Origin of the sequence: Candidatus Njordibacter sp. Uisw_002, assembly GCF_047730155.1 — a bacterium.
Taxonomy (GTDB): Bacteria; Pseudomonadota; Gammaproteobacteria; order Pseudomonadales; family Balneatricaceae; genus Njordibacter.
The window spans coordinates 1,001,291-1,026,341 of sequence record NZ_CP159832.1 but is presented as its reverse complement, the minus strand read 5'-3'; the positions used below and the strand labels follow the sequence as shown (position 1 = coordinate 1,026,341).

Here is a 25,051-nt window from a genome sequence, read left to right as displayed (position 1 = left end):
GTTCTGGCCTATTATCGCTTAGACTATTTTAATTAACAGCTGCAAAATCCATTAGTCGCTTTAAAGGTTTTAAAGCCCGCTGTTGTAGCATTGGATCAATTACAATTTCATTATGCCCAAATAATAACACTTGTTCTATTTTGTCTAAGTCATTCATCGCCATCCAAGGACAATGTGCGCAGCTTCGACACGTGGCGCTATTACCTGCTGTGGGGGCTTCCATGAGGAGTTTATCTGGAGCAGCTTGTTGCATTTTATAAAAAATACCACGATCGGTTGCTACAATAAACTCTTTATTAGGAAGTTCTTGTGCAGCTTTAATCAATTGCGTGGTCGAACCTACAAAATCTGCAATTTCTGCCATAGCATAAGACGACTCAGGATGAACCAATACAGCAGCATTGGGGTAAACCTGTTTTAGATTTTTCACCCCTATTACTTTAAATTCGTCATGAACGATACACGAGCCTTGCCAAAGTAACATTTCAGTGCCTGTCTTATTAGCAATATATCGACCTAAATGTTGATCTGGCCCCCAGATTATAGGTTTACCTTCTGTGGCCAAATATTCCATTAGTTTCACTGCAATGCCTGAAGTAACTACCCAGTCTGCACGAGCCTTAACAGCAGCTGATGTATTGGCATAAACCACTACAGTGTGATCCGGGTGCGCATCACAAAAAGCTGTAAATTCATCGGCAGGACAGCCAATATCAAGAGAACATGTGGCTTCTAAAGTAGGCACTAAAACTCGTTTTTTGGGGCTAAGAATTTTTGCCGTTTCACCCATAAAATGAACCCCAGCAACGACTAACGTTGACGCGGAACAATGGCTACCAAAACGTGCCATCTCTAGGGAATCAGATACACAACCTCCCGTTTCTTCTGCCAGCTCCTGCACTAACGCGTCAGTATAATAGTGTGCTACTAAGCTTGCATCATTTTTTATAAGTAGTTTTTTAATCCGATCTTTTTGTGCTTCTATATCTTGAACAACAGGCATCGTTCGTAAATGTTCATGGGCAAGGTGTTCCTGTACTAATACTCTTGCAGAAATATCTGTATCGCTCATCAACAAGGAAGATTTGTTAGACATTCTAGTTGACTCTCTCTTGGGCTAAACGAGCTGCAGAAGAATCAGTGTACTCTAGCAAAACCCGATTTAACAATTCATTGGCTTTAGCCATGTCACCTAAATTTTGATACGCCACCCCAGCTTTATATAGAGCATCTGGGACTTTTCTATGCTCTGGAAACTCACTGATGACATATTCAAAAGATATCGCAGCTAATGACGCATCACCTTGAACCATGTATACCTCTCCTAACCAGTAATAAGCATTACCAAGCAATGCACCTTGTGGATAATTTTTTATAAATGCAAGTAAAGCCTCAGTAGACGCATCATATTGGCGTTCTCTGATCAGAGTAAAAGCGGCCTTATAATCAGCCTTTTCAGCTTCCGGGTCATATGCTTGCGCAGTTATTACAGGAGGCTCCAAAGCAACCTCAAAGGACGCTATAGGGGTGACGTTACCATCATTGCCTGCCTGGCTCAGCGTTGATGCTAGTTGAGTGCTATTAGTCACAACGGACGCAGCTGATAAACTCATAACTCTGCGGTCTAGGTCAAGGTACCGTTCTTTTTGATCTAATTTGAGTCGCTCTAAGCTATAAGTAAGCTGCTCCACTTGTCCTCGTAATTGTTGTAATTCAATTTTTAAAATTTCAACAAGGTCGAACATTTGAGTATTAGCAATGGCACTTTTATTACCCTTTGCTGTAGCTGTTTTCGATACTTGTGGAGCTGGTTCTATTACCTTTGGTTGTAAAGGTTTAGTAATCGCACTAGAGCTAACCCCTATGTCATTTGCTAAATCAGTAACTGGTACAGAATTATTAGCATTAACGGGCGCAGCAATAGCTATTATTAATAGCGATAGAAAAAGGAAATTATGAGTTTGAGACATAAAAATGGACCCGAAAAAGACACCAAGTTTAAAAAACAAAAACCACCGTTATGCAAAGCATAAGGGTGGTGTTTAGGCCGTATAAAAATCTAATTCACTAACGCCATAGCCTTAGTAATTAAAGTATTTAGTAATTAATATAACGAATTTCTACACGTCGGTTTTCAGCCCAAGAAGCACTATCATGTCCAGCGTTAACTGGGCGCTCTTCGCCAAAACTAACCACCTCGATGGCATCTACTGAAACACCTTGAACCACTAAGTAGCGACTTACAGCATTACCTCGTCGCTCACCTAAAGCAATATTATATTCACGGGTTCCGCGCTCGTCTGCATGGCCTTCAAGGACAATATTTGCAGAAGGGTTTTGGCTTAAATATGCAGCATGGCCATTAAGTGCAGCACGAAATTCTGCTTTAATTGTTGACTGATCAAAGTCAAAATAAATGATGTGCGCAAGAGCTTGTGCATTTTTTTCGTCTTCTTGCTGTGCCATAGCTGCTGCCTTAGCAGTGGCATCATTTTCTGCCTGCAGTGCTGCTTCTGCCGCATTAGCTTCGGCTTGAACCGTAGCCTCTGCTAAAATTTGGGCTTCGGCTAATGCTTGGGCTTCGGCTTGGGCTTCGGCTTCGGCTTGGGCTTCGGCTTGGGCTTCTGCTAATGCTTGAGCTTCTGCAGCTACAAGTGCAGCTTGTGTGCTAGCTGTTGTATCGGTAGTTTCACCAGTGGTACTACAAGCGCCTAAAAAAGCTACCAAAACACTGGAAGCGATGACTTTACTTAAATTACCCACTTGCATGGATTTACTCCTCAATAATTTCATTTATCGATCAAAAAATTTGTACGGCAATTCTAACATGATTAACCTGCGTACAACTAGGCTTGGTAGCGTGTAGATCGTTAATCCAAATAGGGAGACCAAGCAGGCTCTCTAACTACACCTTCATTTGCTGGGATTTTAAATTTAACTTTACCATCAATAGAAACCGCTGCAAGAATATCCCGTCCGCCGTCTTGCGTAGAATACATAACCATACTGCCATTTGGTGCAACAGTTGGCGACTCATCTAAACTAGTTTGGGTTAACAAAGACATAGTGCCTCGCTGTAAATCTTGTACTGCTATATTAAACTGCGAATCGTGGCGACTTACAAGTACTAAAAACCTGCCATCATAAGTTAAGCTGCCACGAGCGTTATAATCACCTTCAAAAGTTAGCCTCTCTACCCAACCAGATTCTAATGTAACTTGATATATTTGTGGCTTACCACCGCGATCAGATGTAAATAAAATGTGTTTTCCATCTACACTCCAAGAAGGCTCTGTATCAATACCGTAATGGCGTGTGACTCTTGTGAGTTTATTGCTTGCTAAATCTAAAACATATATTTCTGCGTTGCCATCTTTAGAAAGCACGATGGCCAACTTTTCGCCATCGGGTGACCAAGAAGGAGCTCCGTTAATTCCCTTAAAAGACTGGATACGCTCTCTTTGTCCAGTAGTAATGTCTTGAACATAAATAGCAGGACGATTTGTTTCAAATGAAACATAAGCTAATTTACTCGCATCACGCGACCAAGACGGAGACATAATTGGCTGATTAGATTTAAGGATTTCTTTTGCATTGTGTCCATCAGCATCAGCTACAAATAACTTATAGTAGCTAGGGTTAACTTTTTTATCTGCGGCAACGTATGCTATACGCGTTCTAAACGCGCCTTTAAGGCCGGTTAAAGCTTCATATACAGCATCACTTGTAGAGTGAGCTAAAGCACGCAAGTCATTTTTTCCACCAGTAAAACCACCAACTGAAATAACTTCTTGGCGCTGCACGTCAAATAATTGGTAATTAACCTGATAGCTATCGGCAGATGTCGCCAAAACTTGACCAATAACAAGGTATTCAGTTGCTAAGTAACTCCAGTCGCGAAAATAAACGTCTTCTTTTTGATGAGGAAAGCTGAGCATCAACGAGCGTTTTAACGATTTAAACTGACCACTGCGTTCCAAATCAGCATCAATAACTTGTGCAACATCTTCATTAAGAGCGTTGTTACCAGACCAGTGAAAAGGAACAACAGCTATAGGAACAGGATTATCTACCCCCTGGGTTATTTCAATCACCAGATCTGAAGACCAAGCGGAAAAGGAAACCAACAAGGTAAAAATCGTAGAAGAGAATACAGAAAACAACATTGCCTTTGGCTTCTTTTGAGCTAATCGAACTACCTTATTTATTCTCATCACAATCTCAAATCCTCTGGTTTAAACTTAAGGGTGAATTTACGAAAATTAGCGTCAAACAATACGGAGTCTAACTGGCTTAACTTATCAAAACGCCCTACTTTTTTCACAGCTTTCACTACTGATAAGACAAACGCATCAGTAGCACTTATATCACGGTAACTGATTTGAATATCAACCACTTCACCAGTAGGAACGAGATGAATTTCAAGTTCCACTATCATTCCAGTGAGCGCATTTGCAGGCCTAACCCACTTTAACGATATTTCATCTCTTATATAATGCACTGCAGAAGATACCGCTTGACCATTACTCACTTGTTGCTCCAGCGCCTGCGATTGGGCCTCTTCGTCGTCTAACAAGCTATCCAGAGCTTGCTGAACCTCTTCTAGCTGTTGAGCTGCTTTCTTATCTGCTGCTTTCTTATCTGCTGCTTTCTTATCTGCTGTTTTCTTATCTGCTGCTTTCTTATCTGCTGTTTTCTTATCTGCTGCTTTCTTATCTGCTGCTTTCTTATCTGCTGCTTTCTTATCTGCTGTTTTCTTATCTGCTGTTTTCTTATCTGCTGCTTTCTTATCTGCTGCTTTCTTATCTGCTGCTTTCTTATCTGCTACTTTTTTTACAGCAGCTTTTTTATCTGCTGCTTTCTTATCTGCTGCTTTTTTTACAGCAGCTTTTTTATCTGCTGCTTTTTTATCAGCAGCTTTCTTGTCTGCTGCTTTTTTATCAGCAGCTTTCTTATCTGCTGTTTTCTTGTCTGCTACTTTCTTGTCTACTGCTTTCTTGTCTGCTGCTTTCTTGTCCGCTGCTTTCTTGTCCGCTGCTTTCTTGTCCGCTGCTTTCTTGTCCGCTGCTTTTTTATCCGCTGCTTTTTTATCCGCTGCTTTCTTGTCGGCTATCTTTTTGTCAGCTGCCTTATCAACCTGTTTTTGTTGGGCCAATAGGGAATCTATATCAATTAAAGTAGCCTCGACCCTTTGCTTTATTTGCACTGGTGGAGTGATCTGGCTACTAGCCTGCCACTCTGAAGTAACAATTAAAGCCACAACTACGTGAACGATAAATGCAAAAATACTGGGTAATATATAACTATGATCTAGCTTCACGGACTTTCCGACACCAATCCAACACTTTGAGCTCCAGCCTGCTGCAAAACAGTCATGATTTTAACTATCAGCCCATACTCAATTGCTTTATCACCACGCAGTAGTACTTGAGTATCAGGAGCACGTTGCAAAATTTTTCCAACCTGAATGCCTATACGTTCTAAAGTTATAGGTTGTTTATTATTTTCTCCCAGCTCTAAATAATAATCACCAGATTTGGTAATAGAAATAACCAAAGGTTGAGAGAGCTCGTCACTGGCTACCGGATCAGACTTGGCTTGAGGCAAGTCCACTGTCACTCCTTGAGTTAACAGGGGGGCCGTTACCATAAATATAACCAATAACACCATCATCACATCGATATATGGTACGACGTTTATTTCAGCATTGGGCTTATGGCGTTTCGTTCTGGGTCGTCTTATAGTACTCATAGATCAACCTATAGCTCAGATGCGTGGGCTTTACGATGTAAAATACTAGAAAACTCTTCTGCAAAAGTCTCGTAACTAGATAAGATAGAATCAACGGTATGAGAAAACCTGTTATACGCAATAACTGCTGGTATTGCAGCAAACAAACCCATCGCTGTAGCAATTAAGGCTTCTGATATACCTGGCGCTACAGTAGCTAAAGTTGCTTGGTGAGCATTAGCAAGCCCTCGAAAAGAGTTCATAATACCCCACACTGTCCCGAACAAACCTACATAAGGGCTGACAGAGCCTACACTTGCCAAAAATGACAAATGAGCTTCAAGCTTTTCTTCTTCCTTAGAAATAGCAACTCTCATGGCACGCTGCACACCTTCCATAACCGCATCACCATCGGCATCAGTTTGTTGCCTTAACCGGGTGAATTCTTTAATACCAGCTCGAAATATGTTTTCTGCACCATTATCAGAATTAGGTTCAACACTTAACTGACGGAATAATTGGCTTAGATCAATACCAGACCAAAACTGCTCTTCAAATACTTTCAAATTATTTCGAGCAAAACTTAAAGCTCTGCGGCGCTGAAAGATCATCACCCAGGACATCGCCGAAGCAATCAATAACAAGAGCATGACTACTTGCACCAAAAAACTAGCGTTTAGAATCAAACTCAATACTGACATTTTATTGTCCACAGACGAATCCCCTTCAGGCTTTACATATTTTATATGTTAAATATAATACTATTGTAAAAAGTAGTATGAAATCCTTCCCAATACTACTGCATTACTAGTATTTAACTGACTAATATACCATTATAAACACTAAGTTAACTGAATAACTGATGCTTTGAACTGTGCGTTGTTAAAAAGTTCCTCACACACTTGCATTCACTTAGTGTGAATACTCTTTTTGGGTGAAACAAACCCAAAGTGATCGTAGGCTCGGTCTGTTACTACCCTCCCTCTGGGGGTGCGCATAATAAAACCTTGTTGAATTAAATAGGGTTCGAGCACATCTTCTATGGTTTCCCTTTGTTCACTGAGGGCGGCTGCTAAGTTATCTATACCCACTGGACCACCTGAAAATTTCTCTATAATCGCCAGCATTAAACATCTATCCATATGGTCAAAACCAAGATGGTCAACATTAAGCATATCTAGCGCTTTATCAGCCACATGATCAGTAATCATTCCATCAAATTTTACTTCAGCATAATCTCTGGCTCTGCGCAAAAGACGATTAGCTATACGTGGTGTGCCTCGAGATCTCCGAGCCACCTCGACAGCACCATCGACTTCTATTTTAACTTCAGACAAGTGAGCAGAACGAGTTACTATCGTGGTTAAATCTTTTACGGAATAGTACTCTAAACGTTGGGTAATACCAAACCGATCTCGTAAAGGGGAAGTTAGAGAACCCGCTCTTGTTGTCGCACCAACCAAAGTAAAAGGAGGTAAATCTAACTTTATTGATCTTGCTGCAGGTCCCTCCCCTATCATGATATCCAACTGGTAGTCTTCCATTGCTGGATAAAGGATTTCCTCTATCACTGGGTTTAATCTGTGAATTTCATCAATAAACAATACGTCACCAGCTTCTAAGTTGGTGAGCATTGCAGCTAAATCACCTGCTTTTTCCAGCACAGGCCCAGATGTTGTTTTTAAATCCCCACCCATTTCATTTGCAATGATGTGGGCAAGTGTAGTTTTTCCAAGCCCAGGAGGGCCATAAATTAACGTATGATCTAATGCTTCGGCACGCCCTTTTGCAGCAGCAATATAAATCTCCATTTGCTCCTGCACCACAGGTTGACCAATATATTCCTTAAGCAGCTTTGGTCTCAGCGCTCGCTCTAAATGGTCCTCACCTACTTGAGTCTCTGGTTCTACTAGAGAGCCAAAACGATCTGCTTCTATCATGCTATGTCCATCTTTTGTAACATCAATTAAGTTCTCTTAGCCATAGTTTCATCAAGCTATATCATACCTTTTAACGATAAACGGATAAGATCTTGACAACTTCCATTAGGAGCAGACTTAAACGCTGCAGATACCGCCTTAGTGGCTTGCATAGGCTTATAGCCTAAGGATAACAATGCACTTTCAGCTTCTGACTGAGCACTGACTGCAAATAACGTTGGTTTAACAGCATCTACTTGGCCAGCTATATTATCACTTGTTTGGAACGATGATAGCTTATCACCAAGCTCTAAAACTAATCTCTCCGCTGTCTTCTTACCTACACCAGGAATTTTAACCAAGGTAGCTGAATCCTGACGGTTGACGCAATCACAAAAGGAATGTGCATCCATACCCGATAAAATGGCTAAAGCCAACTTTGGACCCACACCATTCACTTTAATCAATACTCGAAACAAACTCCTTTCTTCTAATCCACAGAAGCCAAAAAGCAGCTGGGCGTCTTCACGCACAACAAAGTGGGTATGTAATATAGCAACTTGACCTTCTTCTGGTAATTGGCAATAACTATTAAAAGATATTTCAATTTCATAAGCCACACCCTGCACATCAACTACTACTTGGGCTGGCTGTTTATTTATTAAAGTACCACTAATACGTGCAATCATATAAAACGCCTAATAAATGTAGTTACTTTACCTAATGCGTCCGCGTCGGCTGCCCTTAAGCTCATTGAGTAAGGCTTGCTTTCTAGCGCTGGCAGGGCTTCTACTGGTCGCCAAACGAACCAGACTTGCATGAGTATTTGCGTGGCAAATGGCAATAGCCAACGCGTCTGCAGCATCTTCTTGCGGCAAGCCGGGCAGCCTCAGCAAACGAGCCACCATTTCTTGCACTTGGCTTTTTACAGCTGCGCCATTACCTACTACGGCTTGCTTAACTTGACGTGCCGAGTATTCAGACACCGGTAATCCGTGATTGACAGCAACCACCATAGCCACACCTCGAGCTTGGCCAAGTTTAAGAGCAGAGTCTGCATTGCGAGCCATAAATACTTTTTCTATAGCAAACTCTTGAGGCATATAGGTTTCGATTATTTCATCTACACCTTTATAAATTTGCCCTAATCGACCTGCTAATTCATCGCCAGATATATTTATATGGCCACTGGCAACGTAGGTACGTGTGGCTCCTACAGCATTAATTATGCCGTAACCTGTTTTACGGGACCCTGGATCGATGCCTAAAATTAGTGCCATATAGTAATAATTACTTAAGAATTAATTAACACACCAATACTAGCAAATACTGTACAAAATCACAGTAGTTTTTATATCTATATATAAACTAGCCAAAAAAAGGCCCAACAACTTAATGGTGAGCCTTTTTACTTTACCTGCGCCAACCAATGTTAACTAACACCAATCAACAGATCGTTATTCAGCAGTTATTTTTTCACGTAACTTAATGTTTAACTCACGTAGCTGCTTAGTTGCAACAACACCTGGGGCCTGAGTCATTACACATGCTGCGCTTTGAGTTTTAGGAAAGGCAATAACCTCGCGGATAGAGCTAGATCCAGTCATTAGCATTACCAAACGATCCAGACCAAATGCCAAACCACCATGTGGTGGGCAGCCAAACTTTAAGGCATCTAGTAAAAACCCAAATTTTTCTTGCTGCTCTTCAGCATCAATATTTAACAACTCAAACACTTTAGTCTGCATATCTTGCTGGTGAATACGAATAGAACCGCCACCTAACTCAGTACCGTTAAGTACCATGTCATACGCACGAGATAAGCCAGTTAATGGCGAAGCTTGCAACTCTTCTGGAGTACATGATGGTGCTGTAAATGGATGGTGTATAGCCGTGATGCCACCGTCTGAGGTGGACTCAAACATGGGGAAATCAACTACCCATAAAGGTGCCCACTCACAAGTCATAAGCTCAAGGTCTTCACCGAGCTTGCAACGCAATGCACCTAAAGCCTCATTTACAACTTTTTCACTGTCTGCACCAAAGAATATTAAATCTCCATCTTTGGCATCTAGGCGCTCTAGTAAAGCGGCACGAACCTCTAAAGGTAAGAATTTAACAATAGGCGACTGCAAGCCTTCTTCCAAATCACTAGCGTTATTCACTTTGATGTAAGCTAAACCACGCGCACCATAAATACCTACAAACTTGGTGTAAATGTCGATTTGTTTACGCGTCAAACTAGCACCGTTAGGCACTTTAAGTCCGGCAACACGCCCATTAGCGTCGTTAGCTGGCCCAGCAAAAACCTTAAAATCAACATCTTTCATAAGGTCGCTTACTGTAATTAGCTGTAACGGAATACGTAGGTCTGGCTTGTCACTACCATATGTTTCCATAGCTTCACTATAAGGCATGCTAGGAAACGCGCCTAGATCAACGTCAATCTGACTCTTAAATAGCTCTACAACCATTTTTTCAGTCAACGCCATAATCTGAGCTTCATCCATGAACGATGTCTCTATATCGATCTGGGTAAATTCTGGCTGGCGATCAGCACGTAAATCTTCATCACGAAAACACTTGGCAATCTGATAATAACGGTCCATACCAGCCACCATTAACAATTGCTTAAACAATTGTGGTGACTGAGGTAACGCAAAAAAGTGACCTTCATGTGTACGACTGGGCACCAAGTAATCACGCGCTCCTTCTGGAGTAGCTCTTGTTAAAATAGGCGTTTCAATGTCTAAGAAGCCATTTTGATCTAAGAAATTACGAATAAAGGTGCTTACCTTAGAGCGCAGCTTTAGCTTAGCTGCCATTTCTGGACGACGTAGATCGACATAACGATATTTAAGCCTTACATCTTCGCCCACCGATTGATGCTCGTCTAGCTGAAAAGGTGGAGTTTCAGATTTATTGAGAATTTCGAACTCTCGACCTAAAACTTCCACGGCGCCCGTAGGCATGTCTGAGTTTTCGGTGCCCGAAGGACGAGCGCGAACCATACCATGAACCTTAACGACAAATTCATTACGACAAGAGTCAGCTAACGCAAAACTGTCTTCACGATCTGGATCAAATACGACTTGAACGATGCCTTCTCGATCACGCAGGTCTAGGAAAATAACACCACCATGGTCGCGACGCCGATGAACCCAGCCGCATAGAGTAATTTGTTGATCAACATCGCTGGCTCTTAATTCACCGCAATAATGGCTTCGCATAATTGTACTTCCTAAATCTTAATAGTGTTAAAAGTGTTATTTTGAGTCGCTAGCACTGGGGGTACTTTTTGTATCACCTGCTAAATTCTTTTTGGCACCAGTTTTAAAGTCTGTTTCATACCAACCCTGGCCTTTAAGTCGAAAACCAGCCGACGATATCTGCTTGCGATACTGATCTTTGCCACATTCAGGACAATCTGTTAGCGGCGCATCACTTAATTTTTGCAATACGTCCTTACCAAAACCACATCCTTGGCAAAGGTATTCATAGATAGGCATAGTCTGCTCCAGACAAATAGCTCAAAACACGAAATTATAACCTATTCCACGTCCACAGAGGCAGAGCAAAATGCACCTTTATTAAGCATTCATACAACTATTACCTATATATTGCTAATTTAAGCGTTAAAGGCATTTATCCCACAGCCATGGCAACATACAATAGCGTCTTATATTTTTATATTTTATTGGACTCACTACCCCATGCGCGCCAGCCAGTTTTTAATTGCCACTCAAAAAGAAACCCCTGCAGATGCAGAAGTTATTAGCCATCAACTTATGCTTCGAGCCGGCTTAATACGTCGTTTAGCATCAGGGCTATACACTTGGCTGCCAATGGGCCTACGCAGCATACGTAAAGTTGAACGAATCGTCAGAGAAGAGCTTGACGCCGCAGGAGCTCAAGAGCTTCTCATGCCTGCAGTTCAGCCTGCTGAGTTATGGCAGGAATCGGGTCGTTGGCAACAGTATGGCCCAGAGCTTTTACGCTTAAAAGATCGTCATCAGCGTGACTTTTGTATTGGACCCACCCATGAAGAAGTGATTACTGACATGGTGCGAAAAGAAGTTCGTAGTTATAAAAACTTGCCAATGAACTTTTATCAAATCCAAACAAAATTTCGGGACGAAGTAAGGCCTCGCTTTGGAGTAATGCGTTCTCGAGAGTTCATCATGAAAGATGCCTACTCCTTTCATTTAGACCAAGAGTCTTTGCAGCAAACCTATGATGCAATGCACACAGCCTATACAAACATTTTTACTCGCTTAGGTTTAAATTTTCGTGCGGTACGTGCAGATTCTGGCAGTATAGGAGGCGATGCCTCACAAGAATTTCATGTACTAGCGCGTTCTGGTGAAGATGATATAGCCTTTAGTAACAGCCCAAACAGCAACTTTGCTGCTAATGTGGAAACAGCAGAAGCGATGCTGCCTGAAGCAAAGCGCGGTGCACCAAGCAAACTAATGGAAAAAATCCACACACCCGACCAAAAAACTATAGACAGTGTGTGCGAATTTTTAGGATTAACAAAACAGCAAAGCCTTAAGACATTGGTCGTTTTAGGCACTGCAGACCAAGCAGGAAAACAACCTTTGGTAGCGCTAGTGCTGCGTGGCGATCACAGCATGAATGAAATAAAAGCTGAAAAACACCCACTGATTGCAGAACCATTAACCATGGCGCCAGAGCAACGAATCATTGATGAATTAGGCACTAAGCCCGGTTCTATAGGGCCTGTAGGCTTAACTATATCAATAATCGCTGACCGAGCCGTTACGGTAATGAATGACTTCACAGCTGGAGCAAACGAAGCGGGATATCACCATACTAACGTCAACTGGCAGCGCGACTGCGACTATAGCGATGTTGCAGACATCCGCAACGTTGTTGAAGGTGACCCAAGCCCGTGTGGCCATGGTGAGATCGAAATCAAGCGCGGTATCGAAGTAGGCCACATTTTCCAATTAGGTGATAAATATTCACGCGCGATGAATGCAACAGTGCTTAATGAGAATGGTAAGGCCCAATTTATGCAAATGGGTTGTTATGGCATTGGTATCACTCGTGTCGTAGCTGCCTGTATTGAACAAAATTTTGATGACAAAGGCATCATGTGGCCATTAGCCCTTGCGCCTTTTGAAATTGCCCTAATTCCACTGAATTATGAAAAGTCTGAAGCTGTCCGCACGGCAACAGATAAACTCTACAATGAACTTAAGATGGCAGGTATTGATGTCATTATGGACGACCGCGCAATGCGTCCAGGAGTGAAATTTGCCGATGCTGAACTCATTGGCCTGCCTCACCGCGTGGTGATTGGTGATCGTGGCTTAGATAGTGGCACATTAGAATACCGCGACCGTCGTGCCGAAGCTAATGAAGACATGCCTTTAGAAGGCGCATTGGAATTTATTAAAACGAAATTAGGCCGCTAAACAATGAGCGTCACCTTATATCATAATCCACGATGCTCTAAATCGCGTGCCGCATTAGCTTTGTTAGAAGCTCATAGCGCTGAAGTTGAACTTCGATTATACCTAGAGCAAGGCCCAAGCTTAAAGGAGCTGGAGCAGTTGCTAGGCATTTTAGGCATGGAGGATGCTCGAAGCCTAATGCGTAAAGGTGAAGAAGCTTATAAAAGCCAAGGATTAGCTGATACTAAATTAAGTCAGTATGAGCTACTTACTGCCATGGTTAACTACCCTAAACTGATTGAAAGGCCTATTGCCATTCACCAAGGCCAAGCTCGCATTGGTCGCCCACCTGAAGCTGTTTTGGAGATTTTGTAATGTTGTATCAACAAAAACGTAAATACTCACGTGCTGTGAGTTTAGCAGCCTACATTGCACTTATAGCCTACTTTGTCATTAGTACCTTGTCGCATCCTTATGCGGAAGTAGGAAGCATCGTTATCATTGGCATTAAGTGCTTTCCTCTATTAGGTTTTGCACTAGCAATGTATAAGCAACATTTACGACAATTGGCGTGGATGTGTTTTGTATTGTTGATTTATTTCACGATAGAAATAATGTACGTGCCAGTAAACGGCATTTTAGGTGCTTTTATTATCACCTTGCTTTATACCACCACCATGCTACACATTCGTTGGCATAACCGAGCTAACGAAGAACTCAAGGCTGGTTAAAAAACTGCCCTAAGCTTTAGCAGCTTAGGGCAGTAGTTTGAAGAAAATTAAGTTTGAGCCTAATTAAACATGTCTGCGGGTGCGCTGGCGTTTTTGCTGGCGATCAAAGCTCTCTTGCTCTTTAGGCAAGCGGCGTTTGACTTTCTTGGGTCGCATACCAACAAACTGTGACAAAGCGTTGATTTCTGGCTGCGGCATTTCCATCCACATACCTGCTCTTAGTTGAGGCTGCAAGAACACATTACCGTAACGCACACGCTTTAAACGGTTAACTCTCAAGCCTTGAGACTCCCACAGACGTCTTACCTCACGGTTACGACCTTCCATGATCACCACGTGATACCAGCGGTTAATGCCTTCGCCACCAAATTCTTGAATGTCATTAAAACGGGCCATGCCATCGTCTAACAACACCCCCTGGTGCATCGCATTCACCTGATCCATGGTTACGTGACCCATTACACGAACAGCGTACTCACGCTCTATAGTAGTAGATGGGTGCATCAAGGCATTAGCCAACTCACCGTCTGTAGTAAACAGTAATAAGCCCGATGTATTAATATCTAATCGGCCCACAGCAATCCAGCGCTCACCTTTTAAGCGAGGCAGCTTGTCAAATACGGTAGAACGGTTTTCTGGATCTGAACGGGTGACAATCTCACCTTCAGGCTTATTGTAAATAAGTACACGTCGCTCAATATTATTAGGTGACAACATGTCGACCTGACGGCCATCTACAGAAATGTGATCCCGCCAAGTAACGCGATCGCCTAACTGAGCTTTTTCTTTATTAATAGTGACTCGTCCAGCAGCAATCCAACGCTCCATTTCACGGCGTGAACCTACACCCGCACGGGCAAGTACTTTTTGAAGTTTTTCGTCGCTGGCTTTTTCTTCAACGATCTCTGAAATTTCCCCAAGAGGGAGGTCTTGATCTGTCATGATAGTCCCATCAATACAGTTAATATGAAAAGATATTATAACTTAATGAATTGACTCCGTCACGACTTCGATTTCTTGTTGCTGAGGGTTTTTCAACTTGGCTGGCGCCATAGTGGCCTCATCCCACGAAGCGAGCTCGTCAAGGGCAGGTAGGTCACTAAGTTGTTTTAAATTAAAGTGATCCAAAAATGTTTTCGTAGTGGCAAATAACTCTGGTCGGCCTGGCACCTCTTTATGTCCAACACTTCGAATCCATAATCGGTCTATCATAGTATGAATTATAGAGGAACTCACCCCTACTCCTCTTATAGACTCTATCTCACCACGAGTAATAGGTTGCTGATAAGCAATAATAGAAAGAGTTTCCAGTAATGCTTTAGAGTATTTTTGAGGCTTTTCTTGCCATAACCGTGATACCCAAAGGGCATAATTTTGACGTACCTGAAAGCGAAATCCAGAAGCCACTTCAATAAGCTCAAACCCGCGCCCATCATAGCTTTTTTGTAGCTCTTTTAAGGTCAGTCTAATACGCTTACTATCCACACCATCATGTTCATCAAAAACCTGACCTAAAAGCTCTACGCTTAGAGGTTTGTCTGCCGCCAACAAGATCGCTTCAAGTACAGGGGAAAGTTTAGTAATCATAAATTCATCTCCTGATTTGGTGAGTCATTCTTCCCACCTAAGCTCACATGAATTGGACCGTATTCTTGGGCCTGGACTAACTTAATCAACTTTTCTTTCACCAGCTCCATCATTGCTAAAAACGTCACTACAACACCCATTCGGCCTTCTTCAACAGTAAATAAATCTTGAAACGCCATGAACTGATGTTCCTGAAGCACAGCCATCAAATTAGACATGCGTTCGCGTGTAGAAAGCGTCTCTCTAGAAATTGTATGATGCTCATACATTTCACAGCGTTTTAACACTTGAGTATAGGCTGATAATAATTCACCCATATCTACATCAGGCTGAGGATACGTTTGCTTAATATCAGGCATAATCATATTCACAGGATAATTATCTCGATCCATTCGAGGTAATTGAGCCATTTCCTCTGACACTTTTTTAAACCGCTCATACTCTTGCAGTTGTTTTATTAATCTTATCCTTGGATCTTCTTCGTCATCATATATATTTTCAGTACGCGGAAGTAAGCTACGACTTTTTATTTCTGCAAGCGTCGCTGCCATAACTAAATACTCCCCTGCCAACTCAAACATATTTGATTCCATTAATTCAATGTACGCAATATATTGATTGGTAATACGAGAAACATCAATATTAAGTATATCTAGATTATTTCGTCTAATTAAATATAATAATAAATCTAACGGCCCTTCAAAGGTAGTTTCCAAAATAACTTGTAAAGCATGAGGTGGAATATAAAGATCTATAGGGATATTATAAGCTTTACCATCTACCCTTGCGTCCATATTAAAATAACTCCCACACAGGAGTGCAAGCCTTTGGTAGTTTCGGATACTGACCCAATCTAACCCACTTATAATCAGGGTTATGAAAATCGCTACCTACAGAGGCATGGAAATTAAACTCATTACATATAGCTGCCATTTCTTCTGCTACCCCAGGCACTTGATTGCCAGCACATACTTCAATAGCTTGGCCACCTGCATCACAAAAATCTGCCATAAGTCGACGGCCTTTAGTGCGGGTCATTTTATAACGGCTAGGGTGAGCCAGCACTGCCACTCCACCTGCTTCATTAATCCATTTTACCACCAGCTCTAAGTCTGGCCAAATATTAGAAACATCGCCCACCTTGCCTGCACCTAAATACTTAGTAAAAGCTTGAGCCACTGTGGATACCATGCCCTCATCTACCATATATTGTGCAATATGTGGTCGTCCAATCTGACTATCTCCTGCAAGCCTCATTGCACCTTCTGTAATATCAGGAAAACCTCGATGAGTTAATTTTTTCGCTATGGTTTTTACTCGCTGCAAACGCAATTGTGTTTGGTGAGCTACGGCATTTTTAATAGCAATCGAATTAATATCTATATTTAATCCTACAATATGAATACCCATATTATTCCATTGGCTAGATAGCTCTATACCCTTAATAATATTGATTTCATCTTCCTTATAACTACCGTTCATTTGAGCTAATTGTAAATGAGCATTAACTGTATCATGATCTGTAATTGCAAGATGAGTAACACCACGATCAATTGCCAAGTCGATTAACTGCGTTACCGAAAGACTGCCGTCTGAGCATTTAGTATGTGTATGAAGATCGTATTTATTTATTAGCATGTATGTTTTTTTAAATTAGATTAATATATTATATGACATCAGATTTAACCTTCTATTTAAAAGGTTAATTAATTTTTTAATAAATCCATTGACTATATAAGGAACTATTATGAATGAGTTTTATGACATTGCACGTAATAAAAACCGCTTTCGAGCGGCGTGTAAAGACCTTAATGTAAAAGAATTAAAAAATATGTCCAATCTCTTGGCTACTTTTATCGAAACCCGATTATTAGAAGAAGCCAATCTGCTTGAAAAGAAAGCCAAAAAAGATGCTGAAAAGAAAGCTATCCTATTAGCAATTACAGAGGCAGGCCTCAAGCCAGAAGATTTTTTCTCACAAAACTCACCTAAAAAAGAAAAGAAAGCCCGTAAACCTGTTGCCCCTCAGTATCGCATAACCGATGCGCAAGGCATACAGCACCAATGGTCAGGCCGAGGACGCACACCTAAAGCCTTCGATCACTATTTCAGCAATGGTGGCAGCAAAGATAGCTGTCGTATTTAGCCCAATCACTCAGCAGTGATGATGATTTTGGTGTGAAACTTTGCTTTCATAAATCCAGTAATCACACCCTTAGTTTCTAAAGATAGGTCATTAAAGCGCTGTTTTTCAGCGTCAAGGCCACCTATTTCTTTTTTACCTACGGCATTAGTTAGGCATTAACACGCCTTCCTCCAATACTTGCAATCCACTGGCAATCATTGCAAGAGCGGCAGATTCATCTAAAACAGGCACTTGGAGGGTCTGCGCCTTTGTGAGTTTAGAACCTGCTTTTTCTCCTGCCACTAGGTAGTCTGTTTTTTTGGATACGCTAGATGCAACCTTGGCTCCAAGCGCTTGTAATTGAGATTTCAACTCATCACGTGACACACTGGACATGGTGCCTGTCACAACAAAACAAAGCTCTTTGAAGGGTAAGCTTTCTTGCTTGGCTTGCTCTTCAATAGGGTCGAATTCGGGCCAATATACCCCTACACTTTGTAATTTTTCAATCACCAGTAAGGTATCAGTATTAGCAAAGAAGTGCAGAATACGTTGCGCTACAACTGGGCCAACATCATCTACATTTAATAAACTTTCCATGTCTGCTGTCTGAATATTAGCAAGGCAACCATAATACAATGCTAGGCTGCGCGCAGTAGCTTCACCCACTTCACGAATACCTAGACTAAATAAAAACTTAGCTAGACTTGTAGATTTACTTTTTTGTAAAGCTGACAATAAATTGTTGGCAGATTTTTCTCCCATGCGAGCCATGCCTGATAAGGCCAAAGGATCTAAAGTGTATAAGTCTGCCACATTTTTGATTTTATCTGCATCAACTAACGCTTGGACCTGTTTTTCACCCAACCCATCAATATCCATCGCTTTACGAGATACAAAATGTTTAATGGCTTGTACAATTTGAGCGCTACACCTTAAACCATTAATACACTTTAAAGCTGCTTCGCCATCATCTCTTAATACAGGCCCACCACAGACTGGGCAACTTGTTGGCGCTACTATAGGGCTAGCTGACTCACATCGACGCTCCTGAACGACCTTTACTACCTTGGGAATAACATCACCTGCACGCCTGATAATAACAGTGTCACCCAAGCATAAACCTAAGCGCTGTATTTCATCCATGTTATGCAATGTCGCATTACTTACAGTAACCCCGCCGACAAACACAGGCTCAAGCCTTGCTACGGGCGTAACTGCACCTGTGCGCCCTACCTGAAAATCAACCTTAAGTAGGCGCGTCATCTCTTCTTGAGCTGGAAATTTATGGGCAATGGCCCAGCGAGGAGCACGAGCAACAAAACCTAAACTTTGTTGTAATTCTAACTCGTCCACTTTAAAGACAATGCCGTCAATGTCGTAGGCCAAACTAGCGCGCTTGGAAGCCAATAATTGGTAGTAGTCTAAGCAAGCTTCAATACCCTGAACACGACGCATTTGATCATTAATTTTAAAACCCCATGATTGCAGTTGGTGAAGAATATCAAAATGCTGCCCCGGCAAAGAATCATCATCGCTTACCAAACCAACACCATAGGCACAAAGCTCTAGCGGCCTTGTTGCAGTAATACTACTATCTAGCTGCCGCAGGCTTCCAGCAGCGGTATTACGTGGATTTACATAAGTTTTTAAGCCATTTGAAGCTAATTTTTTATTAAGCGCTTCAAAGCCAGCAGTAGGCATATACACTTCACCACGAACTTCTAGGATGTCAGGCCAACCTTTGCCAAGTAAACTCAAAGGTACTGAATCTAAAGTACGTATATTTTGGGTGATATTTTCACCACGACTGCCGTCACCCCGAGTAGCTGCTGTAACTAACATACCTTTTTCATAGGTAAGGCTAACAGCAATGCCATCAAGTTTAGGTTCACAGGTATATGTAACTATGTCATCAATGGCTTTGTTGGATGACTTAGTTAAACGTTCTCTAACACGACGATCAAACGCCTGGAGATCTTCTCCATTAAAAGCATTGTCCAAAGAAAGCATAGGTACCGCATGAGTGACTTGCTCAAAGCTTTCTAAGGGAGTGGCTCCTACTCGCTGCGATGGGGAATCGGTAGTAATCCATTGTGGGAAATCAGCCTCAATAGCTAACAACTGCTGCATAAGGCGATCATATTCCGCGTCAGGAATACTGGGATCATCTAATATGTAATAGTTATAGTTATGTTGACGTAGTTGATCTTTAATGGCGTTAATAATAGCCATAGTAGGATTTTGCATTGAAGGCTTCAGAATAGTATTAAGTTAAAGCTGTGCACGACGGGTCATGTGGCGTCGTTCAAATTCACGGATTTGTTGGCGACAATGTTCAATAGTTTGTGGACGCATTACGCTGCGTTGCTCATCAAGTATATCGCCACCAAGATTACTTGCTAAACATTGGGCTGTTTCAAGCATATAGTCAAATGCTTGCATGTTATTTTGAGCAGTGGGCAAAGTTAAAAAGAATACCACACCTGGCGTGTGCAATTGGTCCATTTGCGCTAAGTCAAAAGTACCAGGCTCCATCATATTGGCCATGCTAAATTGAGTTTTCCCAAGTCGTAGGCCATCTTCAAAACGATGGAATATGTTCATATCACCATGGACCAAACCACACTCTTGTAGCAATTGAAGCAACTGAGGGCCATAAAATCCTTGGCTATGGTTAGCAGTAACAAATATGCTAATCACTTGTTCAACCACTTCGGCTTGCTTCTCCCGCTCATGCTTTAGTACGAGATCAGTAGCCTTTTTCGCTGCAACCCGCTTACGATGAAGTAAGTTTTTACCAAAGGTCATAGAAGTAACTTTAGCAAGCCTTGTCGATAGACTTTCATCTTGATTCTGTAGAGCCAAGTTTTCGTCATCAAATACCAAGTCTTCAATACCTGCATCACCAAATAGAATGTCATCACTTGTTTCAACGAGACTATGGGGTGCGTGACTTTTAACAGTAGCCAAAGAAGTAAGATCTTGTGCCGCAAATAAATCACTTTGAACCATTATGTTTGTTTCCACCCACTCATGCACTGGTCGAGTAGGATCAAAATCCAATGCGGGAGCTGTGTCTTCTAAGTCAAGTTCGCTGTCTATGCCTGCCTGATCAATTGTAGCAGAAGCACAAGCTTCCTCATCGGCTAAGTCCAATGGTGAAGCGGCAAGAGCAAACTCTTGTTCATTTAAATTAATTTCTTCAGTTAATGCACTGTCTTCATTAAAGCTAAAGGCAGGGACGTCAGTGAGGTTTTTTGCAATACTCTCGTTAGCATCTAGTGCATTACCTGGAACTACTGGTGATTCATCTAATGATACCAACGGCTGTGACATTACCTCTTCAGCTACTTCAAACTGCGATTCATGCACTACTTCTTCAAGCTGAACGGGTAACGCTGGCTCTTCTGTTACGTTTTTATCAACTGGGTTTTCATCAACTACGGATTGAGAGTATATCTCTTCAAGGATTTGGGCATCACGAAGGTTTTCAATAGAAAGTTCTTTTGGCTCAATCTCAACGTCATCATGTATCAGGTGATTAGAGGCAACAACACTCTTAGACACTGTGACAGTATTTCTAACTAGGCCACTATCGATAACTTCGGGAGTTTCTTGCGAAGAAATAATTCGAGCACCGCCATTAGGTAGTTCGCTAGAGAATTCTTCTTCTGGTAAGCCACACAAGGTTTCGTCTATATTGATACTTAACGCTGCATGGTTTGCAAACATACGTCGCAAACCATCTACTACTATCGCGGCAGCTGTTAAGCTTCCAAACACTAATAACCATGTTGTTAACGTCATAAGATGATCGATCTTTAAAAGATTATGTGGCAAAAAACTAGATTAATAGGTTAATACTATACCTCTAATATAATATATATAAAACCTTTAGACGTTGTTTTTATACGCTTACTTTAAGGGATGCCGATTAAATACAATAAATATGAAAATAACAACTAACTGATTATTAAACGACCAAGCTTTGTTCTGTCATATTGATGGCCTGGGCAATATCTACTGTCACAAGCCTAGATACACCAGCTTCTTGCATAGTGACACCTAGTAACTGAGTTGCCATTTCCATTGCTATTTTATTATGACTAATATAAATAAACTGCACCTGGGATGACATTTCTTTTACTAGTTTTGCATAGCGCTCTACGTTGGCATCATCAAGCGGCGCATCCACTTCATCTAGCATACAAAAAGGTGAAGGGTTAAGCTGGAAAATTGAAAACACTAACGCAATGGCTGTTAAAGCTTTTTCTCCACCTGATAGCAGATGAATACTACTATTTCTCTTACCTGGAGGCTGAGCCATTATAGTTACGCCCGTGGCTAACATATCATCATCTGTTAACTCCAAAGAAGCGCGTCCACCACCAAAAACTTTTGGAAATAAATTATTTAAATGCTCGTTGACTGTATCAAACGTTTTCTTAAATCTAGCCTTAGTTTCTTTATCAATTTTTGCAATAGCTTGCTCTAGGCTCTCTAAGGCTTCAATAAGTTCATCATGTTGTTGATCAAGAAATACTTTTCGATCTTGTTGCGTTTTATACTCTTCAATGGCGACTAAGTTAATTGCCCCTAGACGCTTAATACGGTTTTGACACTGCTCTAATAAATAACTTAATTCTTGTGCATTAACTTGATCAGGCAGAGTTTTCGCAAACTTTTCTACTCGAACATTTTCAGCCAGCATAGCTTGCTTAATATTATCTGCATTCACTTCAAGCTCACGCTCTATTAAACGTTGTTCCTGCAAACGTGAATCAGTGCTTTGAATCTCATGCTCTTGCTTAAGTTGTTGTTGCTCCAACTGCCTGATTAAATGCTCCAACTGACTAATTTCGTGACGCCTTTTCTCCATCCCTGCCTCAGCATCTACCCTAAGGGTAAGAGCTGTATCAAGTTGACCTGTAAGGCTTTCGTGGGCGCCCTCATTAGTATCTCTAGCACTGATTTCACTGGCCTGCAACTGCGCTTGCTTCTCACTCCACTGAGCCCGTTGTTCTTGCATGCGCTCAGTTGATCTGCCCAAACTATGCATTTGGGCAGACACGCTGCTCATTTTAGTTTGGATCTGAAAAACCTGTTGTTGCTTATGGCTAAATTCTAATCTTGCTTGGCCTAAGCTTACTTCTAGCGATTCTTTTTCAATTTCTAACCCAGGCATGTCTAATTGCAAACTTTCAAGCATCAGTTGGCGCTCATTCAGCTCCTCCTGTAACAACACCAGCTCTTTTCCTAATTGCTCAAGCCGTTTGGATTGCTCCTCAACACGATGTTGAAGGCCTTTTTGCTGCATTAAAAACTGCTGACTTTGCTGCTGCAATAATGCTGATTTTTGTTGCTGCTGCTGAAGACTGTTTTGGGTAAGTCGCCATTTTTGGCGCATTTCACTTAAAGACTGCTCTAGCGTTAGCGCTTCTTCACGCTCTAACGCTAACTCTTGTTGTGTATTTTGCTGCAACTCACGTAATGATTTTTGCGTTACTGACAAAGTTTGAACCTGCTGTTTACGCCCTAAAATGCCTGCGCGGCTGTCTTCTCTTGGAGGCGTGCGAATCCATCCATGGCCAAGCCATAATCCGCTTGGCAAAATGACACTACAATAAATGGGCAGATTTGATAATATTTTTTTAGCTTCAAGTTCATTATTGGCTAAATAAACGTGTTCTAGCAACCCCCTTAGCTCAAGAGGCGCATCAAGCTTGCCAATTTTTCCAAGCAAAATAGGCCAGGCATTCTCTAACTTGGTAAACGATTGACTGCCCAAAGGCACAATCAGTGCTAAACCTTTTACATCAAACAAGTCATTCTGGCTTAAATGTTCTGACTGAGGCATTAGATAACTACCCAACCAGTCGCGTAAGACGTGCTCTACAGCAGGTTCCCAACCAGACTCCACAGACATTGTATCAATGAGCTTTGCACACTCATCAGTTTGCCATTTAGCTGGCAATAACACCGCCTCCTGTTCAGCTTCTGACATAAGTAACTGCAAAGATGAAATCTGACCAGCTAAAACACCTAGCTCTTGCACTTGAACATCTAGGCGCTGTTGGTAATCTCGTTCGTGCTGCCTTGATAATTGTAATGCACCTTCTTGGCTTAATATTTGCTCAGTCAAGTTGTGCTGTTGCTCTTGTTGATGGTCAATTTGCTCACTTAAAAGCTTTGCATCCTCAACATTTGGCAAGTTTAGATTTTGCAGTTGCATCAAACATTCTTGATGGTCCTGATGCGCCTGCTCACTTTGTTGTTGTGTCAGCTTTAGTCCCGTTTTCGCAACATCAATAAGGCCTTTAAGCCGCCCCTGCTCTTCATTTTTTTCCTGCCACAACATTTGTCCATGTTGATGACTTTCATGGCTACCTTGTAAATTTTGCTCAGCTTCAAGTAATTGCTCACAAGCTAGCTCAACATTTAAAGCAAGCTGCTGGCTTTGCTGAGTCAGGTGCTCTAGTTCTTTGTTGTCCGTAGCGTACGCTTCGTCTATACGCCCAAGCTGCAACGTGGCTTCTGATACATCTTCAAACCAACGCTTTTGTTGCATTTGATTGTGTTCAATAGACTGCTCTATACGCGCAATTTTTGCACCCAAACTATAGAACTCGCCCTGCAGCTGCCCAAAGTTTTCATTAAGCACCACCAAGTCATTTTTTTGCACATCTATTTGTGAAAAACGTACGTCTTGTTCACTACGTTGCAAAATAATTTGCTCTTCAAAATTTTTAATAATAATACTTTGAGCACCCAATTTTTGACTTAACTCACGCCATTGTAGAGTAGCAAGTTGAGACTTAAACTGACGTTCGCTTTGCTTTAATTGGGTATATTTTTCTGCTGACTCAGCTTGCTGTTTGAGGGTATCTAACTGTCTGCTAAGTTCATCTGTGATGTCTTGCAGGCGGGATAAATTTTCACGGGTGCGGCTAATTCGGTTAGAGGTATCTCGCCTTCTTTCTTTATAACGTGAAATACCAGCAGCTTCTTCTATATAGACGCGCAGCTCTTCAGGGCGCGATTCGATTAGGCGAGAGATGGTGCCTTGTTCAATAATAGAATAACTACGAGGCCCTAACCCCGTACCTAAAAATAAATCTGTGACATCCCTTCGGCGACACTTTTGACCATTCAAAAAATAAGTAGACTGACCTTCACGAGTGACTTTGCGGCGAATCGAGACTTCATTATAGCTTGCAAATTCACCAGCTAAAGTTCGGTCTTGGTTGTCAAATATGAGTTCAACAGTGGACTGCCCCACAGGATTGCGGCTGGTGGATCCATTAAAAATAACATCTGTAGAATTTTCACCACGTAGGTTTTTGGCAGAACTTTCTCCCATAACCCAACGTACAGCATCAATAATGTTAGATTTTCCACAACCATTGGGGCCAACTACAGCACATAAATTGCCTGGTAAGTTGACTTTAGTGGGATCAACGAATGATTTAAAACCAGCTAACTTGATGCTCTTTAGGCGCATCCATAAACTCTATTATGATTATTATCTGACCT

Annotated in this window: 23 protein-coding genes; 4 read left to right on the top strand and 19 right to left on the bottom strand. The window is 41.7% G+C overall.

Going from position 1 to position 25,051, the window contains the following annotated elements:
• Positions 1-28: 28 nt before the first annotated feature.
• From nadA to ABXT42_RS04840, 12 genes are all read right to left on the bottom strand, one after another.
• Positions 29-1,096 carry a quinolinate synthase NadA gene (gene nadA, locus ABXT42_RS04895; protein ID WP_443629250.1) on the bottom strand — a complete coding sequence of 356 codons (1,068 nt, stop codon included), beginning with the start codon at positions 1,094-1,096 and terminating at the stop codon, positions 29-31.
• A gap of 1 nt (position 1,097) precedes the next feature.
• Entirely contained in the window at positions 1,098-2,009 is a 912-nt protein-coding gene (gene ybgF, locus ABXT42_RS04890) for a tol-pal system protein YbgF (RefSeq protein ID WP_443629249.1), read from the bottom strand.
• Positions 2,010-2,097: 88 nt separating this feature from the next.
• Complete coding sequence (gene pal / locus ABXT42_RS04885) at positions 2,098-2,769, bottom strand: peptidoglycan-associated lipoprotein Pal (protein WP_443629248.1); 672 nt, start codon at positions 2,767-2,769, stop codon at positions 2,098-2,100.
• A gap of 101 nt (positions 2,770-2,870) precedes the next feature.
• On the bottom strand, positions 2,871-4,214 hold the full coding sequence (tolB, locus tag ABXT42_RS04880; RefSeq protein ID WP_443629443.1) for a Tol-Pal system beta propeller repeat protein TolB: 1,344 nt from the start codon (positions 4,212-4,214) through the stop codon (positions 2,871-2,873).
• Positions 4,214-5,320: a histone H1-like repetitive region-containing protein gene (locus tag ABXT42_RS04875; protein WP_443629247.1), complete on the bottom strand. Its 1,107-nt coding sequence runs from the start codon at positions 5,318-5,320 to the stop codon at positions 4,214-4,216. Before ABXT42_RS04875 ends, tolB begins: the two co-directional genes overlap by 1 nt.
• Complete coding sequence (gene tolR / locus ABXT42_RS04870) at positions 5,317-5,751, bottom strand: protein TolR (protein WP_443629246.1); 435 nt, start codon at positions 5,749-5,751, stop codon at positions 5,317-5,319. The genes ABXT42_RS04875 and tolR overlap by 4 nt, the downstream gene beginning before the upstream one ends.
• A gap of 8 nt (positions 5,752-5,759) precedes the next feature.
• Positions 5,760-6,431, bottom strand: coding sequence for a protein TolQ (gene tolQ, locus ABXT42_RS04865; protein WP_443629245.1), 672 nt, complete (start codon positions 6,429-6,431; stop codon positions 5,760-5,762).
• Between the two features lie 207 nt (positions 6,432-6,638).
• Positions 6,639-7,670, bottom strand: a complete 1,032-nt coding sequence (gene ruvB, locus ABXT42_RS04860) for a Holliday junction branch migration DNA helicase RuvB (RefSeq protein WP_443629244.1) — start codon at positions 7,668-7,670, stop codon at positions 6,639-6,641.
• Between the two features lie 56 nt (positions 7,671-7,726).
• The gene (ruvA, locus tag ABXT42_RS04855) at positions 7,727-8,338 is read right to left on the bottom strand and encodes a Holliday junction branch migration protein RuvA (protein ID WP_443629243.1); all 612 of its coding nucleotides are present in this window, start codon (positions 8,336-8,338) and stop codon (positions 7,727-7,729) included.
• Between the two features lie 27 nt (positions 8,339-8,365).
• Entirely contained in the window at positions 8,366-8,929 is a 564-nt protein-coding gene (gene ruvC / locus ABXT42_RS04850; protein WP_443629242.1) for a crossover junction endodeoxyribonuclease RuvC, read from the bottom strand.
• 177 nt (positions 8,930-9,106) lie between these two features.
• On the bottom strand, positions 9,107-10,879 hold the full coding sequence (aspS, locus tag ABXT42_RS04845; RefSeq protein WP_443629241.1) for an aspartate--tRNA ligase: 1,773 nt from the start codon (positions 10,877-10,879) through the stop codon (positions 9,107-9,109).
• Positions 10,880-10,915: 36 nt separating this feature from the next.
• Entirely contained in the window at positions 10,916-11,158 is a 243-nt protein-coding gene (locus tag ABXT42_RS04840) for an FmdB family zinc ribbon protein (RefSeq protein WP_443629240.1), read from the bottom strand.
• A gap of 204 nt (positions 11,159-11,362) precedes the next feature.
• On the opposite strand from ABXT42_RS04840, the gene ABXT42_RS04835 reads away from it, so the two are divergent.
• From ABXT42_RS04835 to ABXT42_RS04825, 3 genes are read left to right on the top strand one after another with little or no spacing between them, the layout of a single operon-like run.
• Positions 11,363-13,093 (top strand): proline--tRNA ligase, encoded by a 1,731-nt coding sequence (locus ABXT42_RS04835; protein ID WP_443629239.1) that lies wholly within the window; start codon positions 11,363-11,365, stop codon positions 13,091-13,093.
• A gap of 3 nt (positions 13,094-13,096) precedes the next feature.
• Positions 13,097-13,447, top strand: a complete 351-nt coding sequence (gene arsC, locus ABXT42_RS04830; RefSeq protein ID WP_443629238.1) for an arsenate reductase (glutaredoxin) — start codon at positions 13,097-13,099, stop codon at positions 13,445-13,447.
• On the top strand, positions 13,447-13,803 hold the full coding sequence (locus ABXT42_RS04825; protein ID WP_443629237.1) for a DUF2069 domain-containing protein: 357 nt from the start codon (positions 13,447-13,449) through the stop codon (positions 13,801-13,803). Before arsC ends, ABXT42_RS04825 begins: the two co-directional genes overlap by 1 nt.
• Before the next feature lie 63 nt (positions 13,804-13,866).
• On the opposite strand, the gene rluB is transcribed toward ABXT42_RS04825, so the two are convergent.
• Genes rluB through ABXT42_RS04805 form a run of 4 tightly spaced genes read right to left on the bottom strand, consistent with a single transcriptional unit; the run spans position 13,867 to position 17,028 of the window.
• Complete coding sequence (rluB, locus tag ABXT42_RS04820; protein ID WP_443629236.1) at positions 13,867-14,745, bottom strand: 23S rRNA pseudouridine(2605) synthase RluB; 879 nt, start codon at positions 14,743-14,745, stop codon at positions 13,867-13,869.
• A 42-nt stretch (positions 14,746-14,787) separates the two neighbouring features.
• Complete coding sequence (gene scpB, locus ABXT42_RS04815; RefSeq protein ID WP_443629235.1) at positions 14,788-15,390, bottom strand: SMC-Scp complex subunit ScpB; 603 nt, start codon at positions 15,388-15,390, stop codon at positions 14,788-14,790.
• Positions 15,387-16,184 carry a segregation and condensation protein A gene (locus tag ABXT42_RS04810; RefSeq protein WP_443629234.1) on the bottom strand — a complete coding sequence of 266 codons (798 nt, stop codon included), beginning with the start codon at positions 16,182-16,184 and terminating at the stop codon, positions 15,387-15,389. Before ABXT42_RS04810 ends, scpB begins: the two co-directional genes overlap by 4 nt.
• 1 nt (position 16,185) lies before the next feature.
• Positions 16,186-17,028 (bottom strand): PHP domain-containing protein, encoded by an 843-nt coding sequence (locus ABXT42_RS04805; protein ID WP_443629233.1) that lies wholly within the window; start codon positions 17,026-17,028, stop codon positions 16,186-16,188.
• A gap of 109 nt (positions 17,029-17,137) precedes the next feature.
• Here ABXT42_RS04805 and ABXT42_RS04800 point away from each other — a divergent pair, with 109 nt between their 5' ends.
• Positions 17,138-17,536, top strand: a complete 399-nt coding sequence (locus ABXT42_RS04800) for an H-NS histone family protein (protein ID WP_443629232.1) — start codon at positions 17,138-17,140, stop codon at positions 17,534-17,536.
• A 144-nt stretch (positions 17,537-17,680) separates the two neighbouring features.
• On the opposite strand, the gene ligA is transcribed toward ABXT42_RS04800, so the two are convergent.
• The 3 genes from ligA to smc form a co-directional block, all read right to left on the bottom strand.
• On the bottom strand, positions 17,681-19,765 hold the full coding sequence (gene ligA / locus ABXT42_RS04795) for an NAD-dependent DNA ligase LigA (RefSeq protein WP_443629231.1): 2,085 nt from the start codon (positions 19,763-19,765) through the stop codon (positions 17,681-17,683).
• A 24-nt stretch (positions 19,766-19,789) separates the two neighbouring features.
• A complete protein-coding gene (gene zipA / locus ABXT42_RS04790) occupies positions 19,790-21,325 on the bottom strand; it encodes a cell division protein ZipA (protein ID WP_443629230.1) in 1,536 nt (511 codons plus the stop codon).
• 166 nt (positions 21,326-21,491) lie between these two features.
• Complete coding sequence (gene smc / locus ABXT42_RS04785; RefSeq protein ID WP_443629229.1) at positions 21,492-25,019, bottom strand: chromosome segregation protein SMC; 3,528 nt, start codon at positions 25,017-25,019, stop codon at positions 21,492-21,494.
• Positions 25,020-25,051 lie beyond the last annotated feature (32 nt).